The sequence below is a fragment of the Leptolyngbya boryana PCC 6306 genome, from assembly GCF_000353285.1.
Classification (GTDB): Bacteria; Cyanobacteriota; Cyanobacteriia; order Leptolyngbyales; family Leptolyngbyaceae; genus Leptolyngbya; species Leptolyngbya boryana.
Genome location: NZ_KB731326.1, coordinates 238,339 through 255,639 on the forward strand (window position 1 = coordinate 238,339; position 17,301 = coordinate 255,639).

Here is a 17,301-nt window from a genome sequence, read left to right on the forward strand (position 1 = left end):
GAAATTTTATCTTCTCTGCTTGCTTTAGTCCAGATGGTCAGACGGAGTAGCTGCTTAAATTCTGGTTTAACTTAACAAACTTGTCTTGTTAAAACAATTTCATGCGGCACAATCAAGACCAAGAAGGTTCATCAATAGGAGATTAACATGAGAGTCACAGAGTCAGAAACAGAGGTGTCCGTGGTTCGCTCTGGATGGTTAACCGCGATCGCAATTTTCATGATCGTGCTAGGCATGATTGCGATCGCGTTTCCCTTCTTTGCTACTGTTGCTTCGACCTTAGTGTTTGGTTGGGTCTTCATCATTGCTGGAATTGCTCAAATCGTTTATGCCTTTCAATCCAAAGGGGTGGGTCAAGTCGTCTGGAAGCTGATTCTAGGTCTTCTGTATCTTGTAGCGGGAATATTTGTGCTGGCGAATCCACTAGAAGGGGTGCTTGCTTTCACGTTAGTATTAGGAATCACGATTTTTGTCCAAGGCATCATTCAAGTGTCGATGGCGTTTCAAACCCGTCGAATCTCACCGAATTGGGGATGGATGTTAGTGAGCGGCATTATTGGAATTATTTTGGGTATTTACATTTGGTCGAATGTTCCGGCGAGTGCTACATGGCTGCTTGGAACTTTGATTGGAGTCAATCTGCTGTTCGATGGTGTTTGGATGCTAACGCTACCTTCAGGACAGCAACGCGCTTTACCTTAGAAGATTGAGAGTCAAACGTTTTGTGGACAACCTTAACGCTTGACGAAACCCTCCAATTTATCGATGCGAGATAGTTAGTCATTCTAGCTATCTCCAGTGAACAAACTCAAGAATCTAATGAATACCTTTTACTCCTTTAGCAATTCAATACAAGCGGGTGAAATACTTTCTGTAAGTCCAACTTCATCGCCTTCTCCAGATTTGCCTGCCGAGCCTTTGATCAATCATAGCTGGCAACCCTTTTTTTACACTGCCGCGATCGTACTTGTAGTCTGCTTGGCTATCATTGTTGGTGCTTTTAGCCGGAGAGTTGAACACGCGATCGCATCTGCATTGATTTTAAGTTTAGTTCTGATTGGCTTCTTTTTTGTGCTTACTCGTTGAGTTGTGCTCTATTTATTTCTGATCGTCTAGGAGTTTTGAGTTATACAATAAACTCAACGTGCTTCGATCGCTAAAGTTGCCCCTGGAAATCATGTTGCAGCAGCTTCTTTCATCTACGGTAGCAACTTTCATTGCTTTGTTCCCGATCGCCAATCCGGTCGGGGCAATTCCCATTTTTTATAGCATGACAGCAACCGATACGAAAGCTTACCGCTCCAAGCAAGCGCGGCAGACAGCCATCAATGTGGTGCTGGTATTAGTCGTATTCCTGCTGATCGGAAAGCTCATTCTCTCGTTCTTCGGGATCAGTTTAGGCATCTTACAAATTGCGGGTGGTTTAATCGTAGCTCACACAGCTTGGGAAATGGTCACATCTCGTCAACGATTAACCGATGCAGAACACCAAGAAGCAGTAGATAAAGAGGACATTTCTTTCACGCCAATGGCAGTTCCATTAGTCAGCGGACCGGGCGCGATCGGTGTTATCATCAGCTTTTCTGAACGATCGCAAGGGTGGATGTCCTATTGTGGGTGTCTACTCGGAATTGTTGTATTCGGGCTATCGCTCTACTTGTCGCTTAAGTTAGGAGAGCCTCTCATTCAGAGAATGGGACAGAATGGAGTTGGCGCATTGAATCGCGTTTTTGGCTTTTTTATTTTAGGAATAGCAGTTCAGTTAATCGCTGATGGTATTGTTGCGTTTATTCAGCAATCTATCCCCTCTCTACTTCACTAGCATCTCTTTCAGCAAAACTGGGACATTGATCGTAACTTCAACCTATTGGTCTGCCTTCTCATCATAGTTAAAGCTTTCCTGTGATGCCGTTATAGATCATCTGAATGCCGATCGCTAAAATCGCAACGCTGAAGATCAGACGCAGCATATTGACTTTAGCTCGGGCTAACACTTTGGCTCCACACCATGCACCAATTAATACGCCTAGTAACACAGGCATACACAACCCCGGATCAATGTATCCCCTGCTGAAGTAGATTCCAGCACTGGCAGCGGCTGTCACTCCAATCATGAAATTGCTCGGAGTGGTCGAGACTTTAAACGGCAGTTGCATCACCCGATCCATTGCTAACACCTTGAGCGCCCCAGACCCGATACCGAGCAATCCAGAAAGCACTCCTGCGACCAACATCACGGCAAATCCACCGGGAACATTTTGAGTATGGTAGGATTGTTCGCCCTCTGGAGTTGGATAGCTACCATCTAGCTTTAAACGGGCTGCTAGAGGATTAACAGGAAGATTGGTAGCTTTTGTTTGACGCGATCGATTGGTCAGATAAGTGGAAACCAACAGCACGACTCCAAATAGAATTGCAATCACTCTGGTCGGAACGAGCGCTGCAATCAGTGCCCCAGTTACGGCTCCAAACGTCGTCGCTACTTCTAGAAACATCCCAATCCGAATATTGCTATAGCCTTCTCGCACATAAGCGATCGCCGCCCCTGAAGAGGTGGCAATCACAGACACTAAAGCAGCACCGATCGCATATCGAATATCTACGCCAAACCCCAATGCCAAAAGTGGTACAACAATAACCCCTCCTCCTAGCCCGGTCAAAGCACCTAGTAAGCCTGCTAAAACAGAAGAGATGGAAACTATCGCGCTGAATTCGAGGTTATTCATAAATTATCACCTAGAAGAGTTTGGGACGGCATGATGAGTAAAATCAACAGTTCAAAGCCGGGAAATTACGGTTCTCTAACATGCGAATTGCGATCGCACAAATGTTGCTCACCCTCCCTCCCGTGTACAAGATTCAGCTAAAATCGAGCGACCGTTCCTAAAGACTTCCAGCGTTCCTTGCCCTTGATGATCGCCTCCACCTCCAAGAACTTGGTATGTATAAAGACCGTTCTTAAACTTATAGACTTGAGCAGAGCCAGTGTTATATATGTCCCCTCTACCTAGACTTAAACTGCCCAAAGGTCCGACAGAACGGTAGAGTAATTCGCCTGAACCGCGCCGCTTCCAGATATTCACAATGTACTCATCTGGACACTTCAGAGTGAGAACTAAGCTAGCAGTAGAGTCAGCCGAGGCAGGTAAGGTAAGGCAAGCTGAACTGCAAGTCAAAAAACTCAGCAGTAATGCAAATTGATTTAATCGTGTTTTCATTGTTTCCTCTTTATAGCGGTCGCCAATAGTGTTGCGGTATCGAATAAGACTTAGTGGGCACTCTAGTCTTGTTGAGTTGTCAGGTCGAGATCGTGCCAAAAGCATACAGTCAGGATTTACGAGAAAAAGCTATAGCAGCCATAGACCGAGGTGTGCCCAAGAGTGAAGTGATCCAGATGTTCAACATCAGTCGCGATAGTCTCGACCGTTGGTTGAAACGGCGCTCAGAAACAGGAAGCATCCAAGCGATTCAAGGCTATCAGCAGGGACACAGCCATCGAATTGTCGATTGGGAAGCCTTTCGCGCGTTTGTGAAACGACATGGGGACAAGACGCAAGCAGAACTCGCCGAATTGTGGCACGACCCCGTGAGTTCGCGCACGATTTCACGGGCTTTAGCTCGAATTGGATTCACGCGTAAAAAAAGACCTACGGCTATCGCGAGCGCGATGAGGTGAAACGCTCAGAATTTGTGCAGCAGCTTGCTTTGATTGAGTCGTCACGTCGAGTTTACGTTGATGAAGCCGGGATGGATCAACGCGATGACTATGGCTATGGTTGGTGTGAAGCGGGAACGCGATTTGAAGCCCTCAAATCTGGACGACGCGGCGGACGCATCAACATGATTGCAGCGTACTGTGAGCGTCAACTCCAAGCTCCGTTCACTGTCGAAGGGTCGTGTAATCGAACTGTCTTTGAAACTTGGCTCGAAACCTGCTTAGTTCCTCAACTTCAGCCGAACCAGGTGGTGATTCTCGACAATGCCACCTTTCATCATGGCGGACGAGTCGCAGAGATCATTGAATCAGCAGGCTGTCAGCTACTCTATCTACCACCGTATTCTCCTGACTTCAATCGGATTGAGAAGTGCTGGGCTTGGCTCAAAAGTCGCATTCGCAAGCGGTTAGACAAAACTCCCTCGCTGCGGGATGCAATGGAAGCAGTTCTCAAAGTTGCAACGGCTTAATCACATATCTATCCCTGCCGCAAGCTTACAGACGACCGCTATAGTTATGAGAGTGCCATAGTTTCCTCTGCTATTTTGAGAGTGTTGCAGCAAAAGCTTGATCAGTACATTAGTGGACGAGACCAGAGCGGAGTGCCCAAATTGCTGCTTGAGTACGATCGTTGACACAAAGCTTTCCAAAAATACTGCGAACATGGGTTTTCACAGTTCCTTTAGTGATGTAGAGTTTGTTAGCGATCGTGAGATTGTTGTACCCATCCACAATCAACTGCAACACCTCTAACTCACGAGCAGTTAACGGCTCAGCAATAATTAACTTCATGTATTCTGGCTCGATCGCTCGAATTGCGATCGTCTCAAAAGCATCGTTATCAGTTTGAGGTGGATAAGCTTTTTGCAGGAGGTTATTAACCTCCTGTGCAACAGTGAGCAGGGCGCGATTTACAGAAGAATCGCCAAGGAAATCAATCTGAGTTGGAAATTTTGTACATCCATCATCTTCAACCCACAACGAAATGAGTGTCATAGCACGTTCCTCAATAAACTACTAATTGGAATTAGATAATTCTATGAATTCTGGCAATAGCAACTGCTATACAATCTGTAAACAGCAATCACACATCTTGCAGTTCAGCGCTTGCTTGAAACCAATATAAGTAATTGCCGCTAACCTGTCGTCCACTTGAAGATGAAACTTTTGTACAGTCAGACGATTGATGCCTCAGTCCTACTCACAGTGGAGGTATAACTTCAACTCTAGTTGGAAGTTAGAGACATACCTCAAGCTAGACCGAGTTGCACCAGATGAGATCGTTATAATTGCCAGCATTAGCGCATCTCGAAATCGCGAATGGTTGCATCCAGCGCTGACAGATAGCCGCGGTCGTTGAGTGCTGATGCAGAAACAAGATTGTCATTGATTGCAGCTTGAACAATGTTTTTAGACGTGATACTACCAGAAATATATCTAGTCACCAGGACATTATAGCTATCACTGTCCTGGTTCTTAAGATATCCTCGGTAGGCTAGAAAGGCAAGGTCAACAGGACTGGTTTGAGTTGAACTACTGGGTCGTGCGATCGCAAGATTATAAGTAAGGTCGCGATCGCCACTAGGCTGCGCTTTGACAGGGTAAGCAATAAGCGCCGAGACCAACAGACCTAAAAGTGTAATTGATTTCATGATTTATCTCCTAAATTTGTGCTTGAAATACTCTAAAAACTCAATCGCTAACACCAGCTTGAAGCTTTAGCAATTTGGATTAATGTCGGTCTGTAATCTTCCTTGAGAATAAAGATTATGGAAAATTATGATCTTTCACAACTAGCACAGAGCAGTTGGCGTGATGAATCACATAGTTGCTAGTGCTGCCAGTGAACAATTCTGCGATCGCAGAGTGATCCTGCCGACCCAAAATAATCAAATCCGATGCCCACTGTTGAGCGACATTGCGAATCGTTCTCTCTGGACTGCCAACCTGATACTGATATTCAGTTGGAATCTTGAGATTTACCGCTTTTTGGTAGTATGTTTGAAGCCAATCCTTTGCTTGCTGAATCTCTACCTGCACCGCTTCTTCATAGAACGGCAGAGAAAATCCAGTATCATTGGGATAGATTCCGAACGTAGCACCCGATTCTACTAAAGGAGCAAATCTGGCAACATCTGCAAGACAATACAGGATTAGCAGATTTGCTTGCTCTTTTTTGGCTAAGTGCAATGCTCGATCGAACACCGTAGAAGTCACAAGAGAATGATTAATCGCAACCAAAATTCGTTTAAATTCCATTGTTTTCATCCTGAGTTGAACCGAGCAGTAACCTTCAAGCTTGCACCTTAGCTGTTACTGTTTTTTGCCTAAACTCAATGTTGAACCGAGCAGTAACCTTCAAGCTTGCACCTTAGCTGTTACTGTTTTTTGCCTAAACTCAATGTAGAGAATTGACTTTCTCATGTCGTCCACACAGAGTTGACTCTTTTAACCCATCAAGTGATTGAGGCAACAGTCCATCTCGAAGGGCAAGATTATTACTAACTCAAGTTGGAATCTAAATGTCAACTTGAGTACAGCCTACTGATCATCTTTGCTTCACAGCCGCGATTCTAAACTTTAGCAGTCATCAATAATGCTCCAGCGATAATTAGCAACGCGCCTAGGATTGATGAAATGCTGAAAGGCTCATCCAGAAAAAGTGCTGCAAAGAGAATCACGAATACCGAACTGAGTTTGTCGATCGACGCAACGAGCGAGGCTTGTCCTATTTGCAAAGCTCGAAAGTAAAAAAGCCACGATAATCCTGTTGCCGCACCCGATAGTACTAGAAAGATCAGAGAGCGATTCGACACAGACCCTAGCTGGCGCATTTCACCTTGAGTAATGACGATTACCCAAGCGATAACTAAAATCACAACTGTCCGAATCGCAGTTGCCAAATTCGAGCTAATTTCGGTAACACCAATTTTCGCAAAAATCGTTGTCAATGCTGCAAACACGGCTGAAAGTAGCGCATAAAACCACCAAACGGTGAACAGTTCCATTGGTTTTACAATACTGTGAACGTTTCAATCCTGGCACATTTTTTTTGCACAGGGTTGCTTGTCGATTGACGAGGTAATCTCCTGTGACATCGGCAATCTATCATTACTATGCTTTGCATCGACGTATTTAGCCTCGATCTCCGTCAGGTTGCCCGATTCATAGCGGCGCGGTCCGTCCGGTTGCATCCGCTGTCCAAAGCCTAATTCGATTTTCTCGATCGATTATGATTCATGGCATTCCGCTCCCAAACGATGAAGCAATGGATGTCCTGGATGGATGCACCATTCTATCCAGTAAATGTTCCAGAACAGCAGGCAAGTCTTCGCACAATCCTGTGTGAACTCGTGAGGTTTGAATGATCGTACTGCGAGGCGCAACCAGCCAGTGAAAGCGATCGCGTTGCGACAGTTGCCCGATTGTACCAGCAGCTTTCCCACCCTCACAAATCATTGAAATGGCGGCGAGATGTTGATGCACCATTTCGAGATCAAGCGTGGCATCGATCGCGCATAGTCGCGCCTCATCCACTTCAATCCGCGCCTGTAGAAATCTTCGAGTCGGACACGAGACAATCACGCCCACATTGACAAATTCTTCGCGCTCCACCTTGGGCACGACTCGAATAATCGCATAATCATAGGGCAAGGGATTGGGCACGGATTGCCTCCTCTAGGAAACCATGACGAAATTCTAATCGGGTCAGTAGATATTCAATATACGCTGTTCGATGCGAATTGCTCTCGCTGAAGGGAGAATCAGAGACTAGCCACGAGTCTGGAATCAAACGGATGATGGTTTCAATTACACTTGGAGTCAGTTGTTGAGCGAGTTTTGAGTCTACTGCTTCTAACTCAGTTGCAAACTGGGTAGTCCTAAACAGATAAGGATGCGTTGTAGTCATGAATAAAATACCAAATTGCTCCAATGTGATTGTCCAACTTCTTGGAGAACGACAACGTTTTTCGCACCAGTCGCGAGAGTCTTTGTCGTAAGGTGCAGTTGAAGCGTTCAATTCGATTGGTCAACCCCGTTTCCTTACCTACTGCCCGATGTCGTTTGCTGGGTAGCCCTGCCGCATAAGCTGACCAAAAGTCGGTATAGCAAACAGCACATTATCGATAGCCTGAAGGCAAGGATTGCCATAACGCTTTGGCTGCACGTTCTGAGCAGTCTCCAATGTGAACCCCGACAATCTCGCGTGTTTTAGCATCCATCGCTAACCACACCCACTGTTTGTTCCCTTGGTTGGACACGAACGACCATAACTCGTCGCACTGGATCGTTAATCGCCCCTTTTTTTAGCGCTGACGCTCACTTGTCGCGGCACAGCAGCATATTTGGCGTTCACGTAGCGTTGTAACCATAGCTCAGAAACCCCGACCACTCTCGCAATTCCTGCCAAGGACAGACGTTCTAACAGCAGCTTATCAATCAAGTCTTTGGTCGCCTGGTCAATCCGTTTGTTCTGCGGGTCTTGCACGAACTATCGTCCACAGTCCCGACACCGATAGTTCTGTTTGCCGTTATGGATCCTGCCATTTTTGACTGTATGTTTTGACTCGCAACTTGGACAAGAAAGCATGGCTGCGACACTAGAAAAGCTTAAACATCGCTTCTCATTCTATCCTTACTTGTTTAGGTCTACCGACACGCTCACGGCTTGTATGTTGAGAGTGAACTGATTTACAGTTCAAGAAACCAGGTGAATCTGTTCACGGCTGAGACGTTTACAGTCTGGTATGAAGATTAGATCCCTGGTTTTCTCGCTACAAGTTCGCTCTTAGGTTGGACAGTATCAGAGGTCAGTTCAATCGAACTTGAACCTGCATTGACAAGGATAACCAAGAACCTGTGGCATCATCGCACAAATCGTGAGGAGTTCCGACGAGATGAGTCAGTCGTATTTGGGTATTGATATCAGTAAAAGCAAGTTCCATGTTGCGTTATATGTGCAAGGCAAAGCAAAGAATAAGCCGAAGCTGAAAGTGTTGAAGAACGATGTGAGCGGGTTTGAGCAGTTGCAGCAATGGTTGAAGCAACAAGGAGCAAGCACGGTTCACGCCTGTTTAGAAGCGACCAGTACCTATGGAGAAGGCGTAGCAGAATTTTTGCACGAGCAAGGGCACACGGTGAGCATCATCAATCTAGCTCGCATCAAAGGATTCGTCATGAGTGAGTTATTGAGAACCAAGACCGATAAAGCAGATGCCCAATTAATCCTGCGGTTTTGCATGGCGCTACAACCCGAGCCGTGGCATCCCGCTGCGCCTGAAGTGAAGCAATTGCAAATGTTGCTCCGGCGATTAGAAGCATTACAGCAAATGGTCGTGCAAGAACGAAATCGATTAGAAACAGCAACACCAAAGTTACGAAAATCAATTCAAGCACATATTGACTATTTAGAACAAGATATTGAGTCAATCAAGCAGCAGATCAAAGACCACTTCAACCAACACTCAGGGTTAAAACAACAGCGGGATTTGCTAGTGTCCATTCCTGGCATCGGGGAACATACGGCTGCTATTCTACTCTCTGAGATTGTGCATTGGAGTTTGTTTGACTCCCCACGCCAGTTAGCGGCTTATGCAGGGTTAACGCCACGAGAACGAACGAGTGGGTCTTCAGTGCAAGGTAAACCTTGCTTATCTAAAGTTGGCAATGCTCGATTGCGAAAGGCATTATATCTTCCGGCGATGGCAGCAAAGCGATTCAATCCCCTGATTGCTGCCTTTTGTGAACGTCTCTTAGCTAAAGGCAAAGCCAAGAAACAGGTGATTGGAACTGCCATGCGGAAACTTCTACATCTGGCTTACGGTGTGCTGAAATCAGAATGTCCTTTTAACCCCAATTTTGCAATCGCTGAGACTTGACTTCCAACACAGTATCTTCATAGTAGCTGCTCAATCAACCTCATCATCAGTTATCACACCAACAGCAGTTTGATTCTAGTTTTTCTACTACCGATAAAACAGCCCTGCCCCTTAGAACGGCTATTTATTGTTCTGCTTTTTGATTGTAGCTAGTATCTTCGTAACGTGCGTAGCTTAAGATTTGCTGTCCAGGCGTAATGAAGCTGATTCGCTGGTAAATCGAAGGATGTTAAACACATCCCTTCGGCGCGTATTTCTGAGAATCGCCACCAAGCAGTTGCTATTTTTTCTAGCAGCTTATTGAGAGAGGCGCTCGTCATACAGGGGTTATTCAACCTGACTGTTACTTTCAATGCACATTCGAGCAACTGCTCTGATATCTCTTTATCAACTTGTAATGACTGCTCCAGAAGGCTCACTGATTGTGCAATCGCAATCAGCTCCGTCTCCAATTTTGCTCTCAATTCCTCATCGGTTGTATTGGCAGCATGATCACAAGCAACTCTTAATGCCAAAAATGTCGTTGTGGGTTGAGTGTCATAAAGTTCGGCAAAATTGATCGTCTTTGCTAGATGGCTCAGTTTCTCCGCTAAGTCGGCATACATTGGTAAATCACCAATGATATAAATTAGCAACGACCATTGATTTTCGCAGGTTGGTTCTGTTTCTAGCACCCCGATCGCAGTGTCTACCATCGCCTTAAGGTAGTCAGAAGCTCCCTGCCTAGCAAGATCCTCTCCCAGTACAATTGATAAATTTTTCTGACGGCTTCCGCCCCACAGTGCGCCCAAATTGTTTTGTGCTAGTGTATCGTCATCATGCCAGAGCGATATGCTGAGAAATCTTTGATCTTCTACCGTTTTTGTTGCAAAATCGGTTAAGCTTTGAACAACCCCAATTGCCTCTAGCACGCTTTGCTCGCAGTCTTGAAGAATAGCTCCCATTCCACCGACAATGAATCGAATTCGATTCAGTCGCCTGGGAGAAAGAATATCATTCCACAGTGCGGCATCACGATCGAGAATTTCTGCGCTGATTTGCCTCATCTGATTTAGGTCGTTCAGTTCCCGACTGAAGGCTTCTAGATCCACGTCAGGCTCATAGAGTAGATTATGCAACTTACTACTATGTGCCCACGTAATTGCCAATCGAATCGATGGCGACCATTGCCGAGCCTCAAGCCAGTAGCTGAATTCTTTGTCAACTAGACATAGAATTGCCTCGAATAATTGAAATTGAATTTGTCCATCCCTACTCAGAAGCGCATTAAAGACTTGTTGAACAAGTGGAATTGAACCTGGAGAAGATAGAGCAAGGTCCAACATATGTAGTTGACAAACTGGGGAGGTCATTTTGTCAACTAATCCTTCCAGGAGTTCTTCTCTCTCGTCAGATGGTAAGTTGAGAAAAGCTTTTTTGATTTGTGATGGTAATTTTGTTGGAAAACAGGAGAATCGTTCTATGCACGTCTCCAAATCATTCACGACCAACATTGATATTGCAGCAGACTCAAGACTCTCGCTAAAGCTAAGCGATTCAGATGAATGTTGCACTAAATGAAAATGCCGCAGCAATCCAGCACCGCAAGGAGAAATCAAATCTTCAGTTGTAAACTCTTGCTCCTGATGAAGTTTCTGCTGAAATGATTCATAGAAACATCTTGCTGATTCTCTTCGCCACTGATTTGTTTGATCGAGTCTTCTTTGTAAATCGGTTGTAGAAACGATCGCCGCTATCGCGTTTTCGTAGGTTGTGTGATCGCAATCAAACCAAGCTGGATTTGCTCGTAATAGCTGCTCACGCACTTTAGGATTTGCGGATGCAAGTCCCATTACATCGTCTTGTATTGCAAACTTATGTACGGTTGTCAGATTCGTGAAATGCAGTTGGATCACTGTGTCACCTTGATGCACTGCCTGCACTCGATAGATTATTTCGGAGTTTGAAGCTTTAATTTCTGCTTCCCTACCATTCATGACTGTTGAGATCGCGCTAAGAAATTCAGATGCTGAAAAGATTGGACGATGAGCAGGATCAAATTGACTTAGATTGACTGCTTCAATAATCTCAATCTGGAAGTAGGCAGTCAGTTCGGGTTCAGCATTTAGCTCATTCTTCAGAGCAGTGGGGAGGTCTCGATAAAATCGCTCCAACATCAGACGGCAGAGATGTGATTGTTGCTCATTCAAGCTCTCGTCCCGACTAAGGTGAAGAATCGTTTCGCAAATTAGACGCGCGATCGCCGGAATCATTTCTGAATTTGCTCTAAATCGCCGCTCAATCATTCGATGTTCCAGCCATTGAAAGTATGCCTTGCGGCGGTGAGACACAAAACGATGACTTTGCTCATCAATCCGCCATAGCCCTAACCCGTAACAATAGAGCATCCAAATATCATCACTCAACACCTCAAGCCCATCTTGATCAACGTCTAGCTCAGGCAGTAAATGTCGAACCCCAAACATCCCGGTATACAGATTGAAAAGAATCCAGTCTGAGTAAGCTGCTGCTGTTTTTATGGATCGCTGCTCATCCGCCCAGATTGTTCTCAATGCTTCTAACGTCGCTCGCACACATCCAGAAACAAACGGTAATTCGCCATCGGGATGCGTCGCATTCTGATCCCTTGTTGGACGTTGCAAGCGATGCGAATCTAGCAAACAAGTAGCAATATAGCGGCGCAAGATAGCTAGATCTTCAGTTTCTTGCAGGTTGCCGTTGTCCTTCACCTGGGTTTGCTCGAGGTGATATAGGATTTCTCGGCTTGTAATGGGAACATAGCGAGCATTACTTTTCCGAAGCTGTAAAATCTTTTCATAGTAGTCTGCTTCACTCAAGTCCTGATTGACCCTGAGTACTTCTAAAATCTCTAAGATTCCAATAATAGGAACTCCATGTTCTTGATAGGGATACTGGCTAAAGAAGCGATCGTCAATCCAAATCAAATCGTTCTCTTGAGGCTGATAGTTGAAGAGATCATAAGCCGTCAAACCGTTCGCATCCAGAAGCTGGCGTGATTCGGAAGCTTCATCTGAATCAGACGATAGTACAGCAACCATCTCATACCGACCTTGTGCTAATCCATCTGAGATTTTCTGAATTAATTCTCGTATCCACTGCACCATTTCAGTTGCCGCCTCGTTTCCATTAACAGCAGCCTGAGCCTCGTCAATGCACTGTGTTGTGATAAAAATACGGAAATGACGACACAATTTTGCAAGAAGTTCTGAATCAGCTAACGACTTGACTAATCCTGAATTTACGAACAGCGCGTCGTTTCGGGTTGGACGTTGAGAAACGGACACATGACTTAGATCAGGTAATTTCTCAAGGGCAGATTCGTAAGCAGTTTGAGACAGGCTTCCTTCTTCTCTTAGAACTTCAATAAGTGTTCGGCAGTTAATCAATCGCTGTTGATCGCTTTCTTCTAGAACGATAGGATGAGAATTCCCATTCTCGTCAATGCGTTCAAGCGGTAAAAATTCAACCACAAATCCATTTTCACAACGAGCCTGCTGTAACAACATCGCAGTCTGTTCATTCAGGTGTTCAAGTAGATTCTCAGAACTGAGAGTAAGCGACGATGGAAGTTGCTGTAATTGCTTTGCCTTGTGAAGGCGTAGAATTTCACGATAGCCTGCTAATTGGGAAGGTTGTTGAGGCGTAAAATGTTCAGCTTCTTGTAAGAGCGCCGTTGGTAATGCGGGTGAGATCCGGATTGGATGAAACCGACGCTCAAGAACATCTAAAATCTCTAAGTGGGCGGCAACTAGAAGTGCAGAAATATCTAAATGCAATCGCCGTTGAAACGTTGATTCTAAAGTGATTTGAGGAAAAGGTCGAGCGCCATGACGAATGAAGATAGGAGCTTGAAGCAGTGGATTTGGCTCAGATGCGTTGACATTAAAAAGGGAGTGAAAAATGCCTGACAAAGGAAGATGGCGGAATTGAGCAATCAAATGAATTGGAAGCTCTGCCACATCGTACTTTGAATTCATTACCTCAGCGCTAGCAATCCACTCTCGTTCTCGATTCAAAAGTTCAGGCATTTCAATCAATTGAAATGGACCTTGCCCACTTAAAGCAAGAATCTGCGCTCGATGAATAAAAGGTCGGAGTTCTCGATCGAATTCGAGGTTGTAACCTAAGCTAATCACTTCACGTAAAAGATCATTGTCAATGTCTCCTGTTACTGCTCGTTGCCATAAACGACGCGCCAGATGGAAATCTTCAATGAGCAAGCATCGTGAGGCTCGCAATAAAACACTTGGACGAATTTCTTCGTTTCTAAGCAAGCGACTTGCAGTTTGAGCAACTCCTTGAAGATCACCATGATCAATTTGAAGATTCAGAATGATGGTGAGATTCTCGACAGTTTCTTGTAAATAAGCTAACTCACTCGCATCCGAGATCGCTTGAGGGAGCAATCCTAATCGTGCTTGACACCGTGTTCTCAAGCGGCGCAAATCGGGCGGCAAGACCCGATGTGGGAAAAGATGAAGATGATTATTGAGCAGGTGATAGCACTGTTCTGCATGATCGACTTGCCAAGCTGCTAACGCGGCGAGGCTGAGTGCATCTGCTGTTGCGATTGACAAAACAAGTGTGTCTGCATGTTCAACAACATAACTCCAGTTCTGCAATTTAGCTTGAAGTTGACACGCTTCGTATAGATACTGATTGTTACCACTTTCTTGCCAACAAATTTCAAGGAATTCAGCCAGCGGTTGCCAGTGATTCTGGAGACGCGATCGCTCGTAGAATACAGCTACTTGAAGATTGCGTCGAACTTCGGAACGATCAAATTGTTCGATGATTTCGAGTGCTTGCTCAAAATCACCATTTGCAGATAAAGCTTGCACATACCAGAATTGCCAAATTTCAAGACGGTTTGTACGCTCAAATACTTCCTGTTTTGCATTGAGTAAATCTAGCGCAAGTTTAGGCGAATTGAACTGCACATAAAGACCGAGTAGCGTAATGATGCACTCTAAATCCTGACTCCCTGCTTGGACTAGAGCTTCTAAAGCTTGCTGACTGGAAGTTGTATCAATTTCATAGCGACGCACTATACTCCAAGCGATCGCTTGAGGATGAGTTGGATCTTTTGCTAACAAAGCTTGGCACAGTGTTTGAGCTTCTGCTTGATGATCTGGATCATTCGCTAAAGCGGCAAAATGCCAAATCTCCCAATGATCGCGTTGCGGATCGCCCCGTTCAGTTTCCGCTGCAAGTTGGCTAAACTCTGCTGCTGCCATGCGTAACCTTCTTAAGCTTTCGTCATCTCGTTTCACTAGACACCATTCGACTGGTAGAGGTCGATCGATCAGCCTTGGTGCAATGGATGGGGAAAGTGCGCTGAAATAGTTGATAGTTGCCTCTGCTGCTCGGATTTTTTCCCATCGGGGGTTGTCATAACGCGCCTGTTGAATTTTGACCTGTGCGCCAGGAATATCACTTTGATCCAAAAGAGCGAGTGCATGAATTCGGTTAGTCTCCGAGTCTGCTTCAAATTTTTGTGCTAATTTTTCTAGCTGTGAAAAGACTTCATCAAGCTGCCCTAGTTCCAGATGTAAGCCCAGCTTCAAATTGTATAAGTCGAGTGTAGACGGATTGTCAATGAGTTTTAGAGCAGCTTCAGCGCCTTCGATATTGTACTGAATCAACACTCGAATAATTGTGGTATTTGCTTCTGGATCAATAGCTTGAGCCTCTTCTGCAAGTTCCTGAGCTTTTGCCACATCTTTCTCAATACCAAGCACATAGCCCGCAAGGGAGCATAGAATCTGTGCCTGTAGCACTTTATCAAAATTATCCCAATGCTCATCAGCACGGAGGGCACTCAGAATAGACAGCGCTTCTTGAAATTCTCCTCTTCGGTAAAGTTCACGGTATGTTTCAAGGTGCTGCGCCTTCGCTTTGGATAGCTCGGAGGAGAGCCGATCAATCTTGGATGTTAGCATACCAACTGTGACATCTACATTCCTAGATTCACCTGGAACAAGCAAGGTCGGTTGCTGAATACGTCGCGTAGGAGACTGAAACCGAGTGTTCCGGATAAAAGAGGCTTGTTCTTGAATTCTCGCGCCAGATGCGATCGCTCTTTGAGCCTTCTGATTAGCCTTGAAGTGCTGATTAATGTGATGAACAATCTGACTAATTGATAAAAATTCCTCAGTACTTCCAGCCTCAAACTGCATTGCGGTCGAGAGTGCTTCAACAAATGCACCATCTCCCGCTTGACCATCAGTACTTGCAGCAACGATCCAAATACCGCTTCCTGCTGAATTGAAATTCTTTAAACGGTTCAGAACATCAAAGGCTTGTTGTTGCCCAATTCCAGCGTAACAAACGTCTAGAATCAGCAAAACATTTTGAGGACACTCATTATCTCCCTGAAACAGGCTTTCGATTAGACTGCGCGTTGCGATCGCAGTATTAGATAAGTTGTTCTTGCAAGATTCAGCAGTGAACAGATAGTGATCGCTAAGTTGTCCGACCTCATCTCCATGTCCCCCATAATAGATAACAACGCGATCTGAAGCTCTCCGATCAGAACTGGCAAACCAGATGTTTAATGCATTTTTAATTTGGTTAGAGGTTGCACCCACTGGAATTTGATCAGTTAATACGATCTCATATCCCTGCTGCCGATTCGCGAACAGTTCGATGATTTTTACAATATCGAACTCAACTTGCGGCAAATGTGGAAGTCCTAAATTCGGGCAGTGAGGAGAGCCGATTACAATTAAGTAGCGTCGAGGCTCATCATTTTCAGGAAAATTATTCATCGACATCATGCTTCAAACAATCCTGTAGCGATCGCACGTCCAGTCTCTTTCGCATTAAGGTAACGAGTGGCGGAGTGTGACTCCCATCCGTTGTATACCAGAACATCTACGATCGCGCCAAATTTAGGCTCCAATTCTTTCTCCAATGCCACAATATCCCCTTGATCGGCAACGTTAAACCACTGCTTTACGTTCGGGTACATTCCTCGACCAAGCTCAGGAGCAGGTGTTAGTGCATCAAACACAATCGGAGACATGCCCAGCGGAGATCCCAATGTTATTAGCGTTTCCACATTCCATTCTGGATGGGCACATAGACATTCATAAGCAACAACCGAACCGAGCGAGTGTCCGATGATCACTCGCGTATCTGGTGAAACTTTTTCGATCACTCTCTGTTGAATGGCTTGCTTCATCTCTAAATTGTGCAAATACTCCCGCACCTGCTTTAACACAAATAGAACGGCTCGCTCCCCTCCAAGCTGGCGGAAATATTTCGATTTTGCAAGTTGCCTCAGTGCTGCTTGAACGGTGCGTGAAGTTCGCCCTCGCCCCTCAGAATCTGGGCTTTCAATTGTGAGATCTTCACCTAAAAAATCAGGCTGCGGATGACTACGATTGATCTGCGAAAGTCTGGCAGCTTCACGCCACCACTCTAGAAGCAGTGTGACCTCCCGCTCGTCTTGAATATCTGCTGCGGTCAGTCTAGGAAGCCATCCTGCCCGCGTCCCTTCTGGACGAAATAACGCACCATAAGCAGCGATCGTAAAATCTTCTGGCTGAATGCGTGAAAAGCCTGCCTCTTCAAGCCCACCCTGAATCGCAGGCAACCACTCGCGCTCAATTTCAGGAGCAGTCAGGTGTGTATGGGCAATTCCGTGAATTCCAACAATTTTCATGAGAAGCTAGAGTTGAG

Annotated in this window: 15 protein-coding genes and 1 pseudogene; 5 read left to right on the forward strand and 11 right to left on the reverse strand. The window is 45.3% G+C overall.

All coding sequences use genetic code 11. The features are described 5' to 3' along the window. Nucleotides 1-147: 147 nt before the first annotated feature. The 3 genes from LEPBO_RS0134385 to LEPBO_RS0134395 all read left to right on the forward strand — a co-directional run bounded on the left by LEPBO_RS0134385 (nucleotide 148) and on the right by LEPBO_RS0134395 (nucleotide 1,822). Nucleotides 148-702, forward strand: a complete 555-nt coding sequence (locus tag LEPBO_RS0134385; protein WP_017292132.1) for an HdeD family acid-resistance protein — start codon at nucleotides 148-150, stop codon at nucleotides 700-702. A gap of 117 nt (nucleotides 703-819) precedes the next feature. Then, the gene (locus LEPBO_RS0134390) at nucleotides 820-1,086 is read left to right on the forward strand and encodes a hypothetical protein (protein ID WP_017292133.1); all 267 of its coding nucleotides are present in this window, start codon (nucleotides 820-822) and stop codon (nucleotides 1,084-1,086) included. Between the two features lie 91 nt (nucleotides 1,087-1,177). Continuing rightward, nucleotides 1,178-1,822, forward strand: a complete 645-nt coding sequence (locus tag LEPBO_RS0134395; RefSeq protein WP_017292134.1) for a MarC family protein — start codon at nucleotides 1,178-1,180, stop codon at nucleotides 1,820-1,822. Between the two features lie 67 nt (nucleotides 1,823-1,889). Here LEPBO_RS0134395 and LEPBO_RS0134400 read toward each other — a convergent pair whose 3' ends face one another. After that, nucleotides 1,890-2,726, reverse strand: coding sequence for a sulfite exporter TauE/SafE family protein (locus tag LEPBO_RS0134400; protein WP_017292135.1), 837 nt, complete (start codon nucleotides 2,724-2,726; stop codon nucleotides 1,890-1,892). Between the two features lie 108 nt (nucleotides 2,727-2,834). Next, the gene (locus LEPBO_RS39445; RefSeq protein ID WP_017292136.1) at nucleotides 2,835-3,218 is read right to left on the reverse strand and encodes a hypothetical protein; all 384 of its coding nucleotides are present in this window, start codon (nucleotides 3,216-3,218) and stop codon (nucleotides 2,835-2,837) included. 92 nt (nucleotides 3,219-3,310) lie between these two features. Here LEPBO_RS39445 and LEPBO_RS42035 point away from each other — a divergent pair. Next, nucleotides 3,311-4,185 (forward strand): IS630 family transposase gene (locus LEPBO_RS42035; protein ID WP_144056473.1). Its coding sequence is split into 2 segments (ribosomal slippage): nucleotides 3,311-3,637 and nucleotides 3,640-4,185, totalling 873 coding nucleotides; the frame shifts between segments, so codons are not numbered across the junction. Between the two features lie 109 nt (nucleotides 4,186-4,294). Here the strand turns inward: LEPBO_RS42035 and LEPBO_RS45185 are convergent. From LEPBO_RS45185 to LEPBO_RS42040, 7 genes and pseudogenes are all read right to left on the reverse strand, one after another. Continuing rightward, on the reverse strand, nucleotides 4,295-4,711 hold the full coding sequence (locus tag LEPBO_RS45185) for a helix-turn-helix domain-containing protein (protein ID WP_017292138.1): 417 nt from the start codon (nucleotides 4,709-4,711) through the stop codon (nucleotides 4,295-4,297). 302 nt (nucleotides 4,712-5,013) lie between these two features. Continuing rightward, nucleotides 5,014-5,367, reverse strand: coding sequence for a hypothetical protein (locus tag LEPBO_RS40665; protein ID WP_017292139.1), 354 nt, complete (start codon nucleotides 5,365-5,367; stop codon nucleotides 5,014-5,016). Between the two features lie 115 nt (nucleotides 5,368-5,482). Next, the gene (locus LEPBO_RS0134425; RefSeq protein WP_026149138.1) at nucleotides 5,483-5,974 is read right to left on the reverse strand and encodes a universal stress protein; all 492 of its coding nucleotides are present in this window, start codon (nucleotides 5,972-5,974) and stop codon (nucleotides 5,483-5,485) included. 314 nt (nucleotides 5,975-6,288) lie between these two features. Then, the gene (locus LEPBO_RS0134430) at nucleotides 6,289-6,723 is read right to left on the reverse strand and encodes an EamA family transporter (RefSeq protein ID WP_017292141.1); all 435 of its coding nucleotides are present in this window, start codon (nucleotides 6,721-6,723) and stop codon (nucleotides 6,289-6,291) included. 229 nt (nucleotides 6,724-6,952) lie between these two features. Continuing rightward, a complete protein-coding gene (locus LEPBO_RS0134435; protein WP_017292143.1) occupies nucleotides 6,953-7,381 on the reverse strand; it encodes a DUF3037 domain-containing protein in 429 nt (142 codons plus the stop codon). Next, entirely contained in the window at nucleotides 7,359-7,625 is a 267-nt protein-coding gene (locus LEPBO_RS42705) for a hypothetical protein (protein ID WP_017292144.1), read from the reverse strand. The genes LEPBO_RS0134435 and LEPBO_RS42705 overlap by 23 nt, the downstream gene beginning before the upstream one ends. Then, a pseudogene (locus LEPBO_RS42040) lies at nucleotides 7,597-8,306 on the reverse strand (IS1 family transposase). Before LEPBO_RS42040 ends, LEPBO_RS42705 begins: the two are co-directional and overlap by 29 nt. A gap of 307 nt (nucleotides 8,307-8,613) precedes the next feature. Between LEPBO_RS42040 and LEPBO_RS0134450 the strand changes: the two are divergent. Beyond that, entirely contained in the window at nucleotides 8,614-9,594 is a 981-nt protein-coding gene (locus LEPBO_RS0134450; protein ID WP_017292147.1) for an IS110 family RNA-guided transposase, read from the forward strand. A 149-nt stretch (nucleotides 9,595-9,743) separates the two neighbouring features. On the opposite strand, the gene LEPBO_RS0134455 is transcribed toward LEPBO_RS0134450, so the two are convergent. Together LEPBO_RS0134455 and LEPBO_RS0134460 are read right to left on the reverse strand one after the other, a co-directional pair. Then, nucleotides 9,744-16,385 (reverse strand): HTH domain-containing protein, encoded by a 6,642-nt coding sequence (locus LEPBO_RS0134455; protein WP_190711077.1) that lies wholly within the window; start codon nucleotides 16,383-16,385, stop codon nucleotides 9,744-9,746. 5 nt (nucleotides 16,386-16,390) lie between these two features. Then, nucleotides 16,391-17,284, reverse strand: coding sequence for a PGAP1-like alpha/beta domain-containing protein (locus LEPBO_RS0134460; protein WP_017292149.1), 894 nt, complete (start codon nucleotides 17,282-17,284; stop codon nucleotides 16,391-16,393). Nucleotides 17,285-17,301: the final 17 nt, after the last annotated feature.